Source organism: Ideonella sp. P3_A4 (genome assembly GCF_056403075.1).
The window spans coordinates 1-2,651 of the sequence record NZ_JBFUGE010000749.1 but is presented as its reverse complement, the minus strand read 5'-3'; the positions used below and the strand labels follow the sequence as shown (position 1 = coordinate 2,651).

At 68.3% G+C, this 2,651-nt stretch carries 3 protein-coding genes; 2 read left to right on the top strand and 1 reads right to left on the bottom strand.

Annotation, left to right across the window (positions count from 1 at the left end; all coding sequences use genetic code 11):
• Positions 1–1,301: UDP-glucose dehydrogenase family protein (locus AC1DYI_RS32155; RefSeq protein ID WP_477208174.1), on the top strand; the 1,301-nt coding region annotated here is incomplete at its 5' end.
• 292 nt (positions 1,302–1,593) lie between these two features.
• On the opposite strand, the gene AC1DYI_RS32150 is transcribed toward AC1DYI_RS32155, so the two are convergent.
• Positions 1,594–2,070, bottom strand: coding sequence for a PEP-CTERM sorting domain-containing protein (locus tag AC1DYI_RS32150; RefSeq protein ID WP_477208173.1), 477 nt, complete (start codon positions 2,068–2,070; stop codon positions 1,594–1,596).
• Between the two features lie 243 nt (positions 2,071–2,313).
• Between AC1DYI_RS32150 and AC1DYI_RS32145 the strand changes: the two genes are divergently transcribed.
• Entirely contained in the window at positions 2,314–2,595 is a 282-nt protein-coding gene (locus AC1DYI_RS32145; protein WP_477208172.1) for a VOC family protein, read from the top strand.
• Positions 2,596–2,651 lie beyond the last annotated feature (56 nt).

Below are 2,651 nucleotides of genomic sequence, written 5' to 3'. Positions count from 1 at the left end.
AGTTGGGCCACAGCGTGCAATGCATGGACGCCGGCGCCGCCCGCATGGCGCAGCTGGCGCGGGCCGAGTTGCCTTTCCACGAGCCGGGCCTGGCCGAGCTGATCGTGCGGCACGGCCTGACCGGTCGGCTGCGCTTCACCGCCAACGCCGACGAGGCCGTGGCGCATGGCCGGGTGCAGTTCATTGCAGTCGGGGCGACCGGCTTCGAAGGCGGCTGGACCGATGTGCACCAGGTGCTGGCGGCGGCCCGCGGCATCGGCGAGCGCATGACGAGCGAGCTGCTGGTCGTCAGCGCCAGCGCGGTGCCCGTCGGCACCGCTGAGCGGGTGCGCGAAGCGATCGTTGCAGCGCAGGCTCGACGCGGTGTGACCGTGCCGTTCTCGGTCGCCGCCTGCCCCGCGTTCCTGCGCTTGGGCCAGGCGATCGACGATTTCCTGCAGCCCGAGCGCATCGTGGCCGGTGCCGATGCGCCGGGTGCATTGCAGCTGCTCAGGCGCCTTTACGCACCGCTGCTGCAGCTGCCGACGCAGTGGCTGGCGATGGGCCTGCGCGACGCCGAGTTCACCAAGCACGCCTGCAACACCATGCTGGCCGCGCGCATCAGCCTGATGAACGATCTCGCACTGCTGGCCGAGCAGTTGCACGTCGACATCGGCCAGGTCCAGCGCGGCATCGCCAGCGACGCGCGCGTCGGTTCACAGAGCCTGTCGCCCGGCTGCGGCTTTGGTGGACCGAACCTGCCCACGGATGTGCGCGCCATGCGCCGCAGCGCCACCGACGCGGGGCTGAGCCTGCCGATGCTGGACGCGATCGAGCAAGCCAACGAACGCCAGAAGACGCTGCTGCCGTGGCAYATCATCCAGGCCTTCGACGGCCACATGGCGGGCCGGCGCATCGCGTTGTGGGGCTTGGCTTTCAAGCCCGGCACCGACAGCCTGTGCGAAGCGCCGAGCGAGGCCGTGATCCAGGCCTTGCTGGCCGAAGGCGCCGAGGTGGTGGTCTACGACCCGCTGGCAATGCCCGCGGCGCGTGAGCGCTATGCCGGCCTGCCGCGGCTGCGGTTTGCCGCCGATCCGTTCGGCGCGGTGGTCGGGGCCGATGCACTGGCCATCGTCACCGACTGGCCCGAGTTCAGCCGCATCGACTGGCGCAAGGTGYGCCGTTGCATGGAAGGGCACCGCGTCTTCGACGGCCGCAACATCTGCCCCGCCGACGAGTTGGTGGAGCTGGGCTTCAGCTACCGCGGTGTCGGCCGCGCCGTGCACGAAGAGCCCAGCGAAAGCTTCGCCTACGCGCACTGACCGGCACCGGTCCGGCCACGTCCGACCGCGCGATGACGCGGATCCCCGTCGGTTCGCGTTCTGCGTCTCGGCCGCGGCGACGGTGGCGACGCTGCTGGCGCCATCCATGGCGCAACTTCAGCCCTTCTTCGTCGGCCGCGCATCTACATGGAAGGCTCGCAGCGGCCGGTGACCAGCCTGTGCTCGCTGCTCAGGCCCAAGCGGCGGGCCGAGGTGCGGCGGGTGGCCTGACGCGCAAGCGTGGCGGCGGCACCTGACCCCGGCTAAGCCGGGAGAGTCGAGGGTTTCGCAGTCAGGAGTCGTTGATCCGCCGGCGGATCACGAAGGCGATCGCACCGACGCCGGCCAGCATCATCAGCAGCGCCGAAGGTTCGGGCACGGCGAGCACGTCGGTCAGGTTGCCCAGCCCGTCCTCGGTCCTGATGTTGCTCGCCAGTGCGGCGCCGGTGTCGCCGCCGCGTGGCATCGGGCCGAAGGGCTCGTCGCCAGTGGACAGCAGCACCGGCCTGGGCATGCCGCCGAAGTCGACCCGCTCGGTGGAGGGTGACCAGCCCACGGGCTGGATACCGCCGCTGGCGGACGCGAAGTCGATCCTCTGCGCCCAGTCGGCGCCTGCGCTGCCGAGGTACACGCCGGGTACACCACCACTGCCCTTGACCACTGGAATCCAGTAGTCGTCGTGCATGTCGCGGTGGGGTTGCGGCTGTTGGCCCAGGGCCGTGCCCGATGCCAGCACGAGGAGCGTGGCGGCCCAACTCATCAGGTTCATGACTACTCCTTCGACGGCGAACAGATCCCTGCGGCTGTACCGCCCGAACGCCTTGTCTGGAATCGCGGTGCGGCGATTCCACAATGGCAAGACACGGGCCTGCATCAGCGTCTGTCAGGATCTGGTTTACCTCTGTCAGAGGTCTTGTTGTGCGGCCGGCACCGCACTTTTTTCCGCAAGAGTTTTCGACCCTGTTTTGCACTGCCAAAATCGACCGATTCGTCGACGAATCAAGGCCTTGCAATGAGCCTCGCCACGACTGAAATCAAGGCTTTCGTGCCTGCCATCGACTTCGAGTTGTCGCAGCAGTTCTGCTTGGCACTCGGCTTCGAGATCGCGTGGGTCGAAGGTGGCTTGGCATACCTCCATCACGGCGACACCAGCTTCTTGCTGCAGGACTTCAACCAGCCGGCGTTCTTTGGTGCGCGCGTGGACGAACCAAAGGACCAGCCGTGGGGCATGCGCGACTTCGCGCTGTTCGACCCCAGCAACGTGCTGTGGCGCGTGGCGCAGGACACGGACTGATCAGGCCGCGAGCGGGCCGGTGGTCAGGCAGGGTGGCCGGTCTTGTAGGACAACAC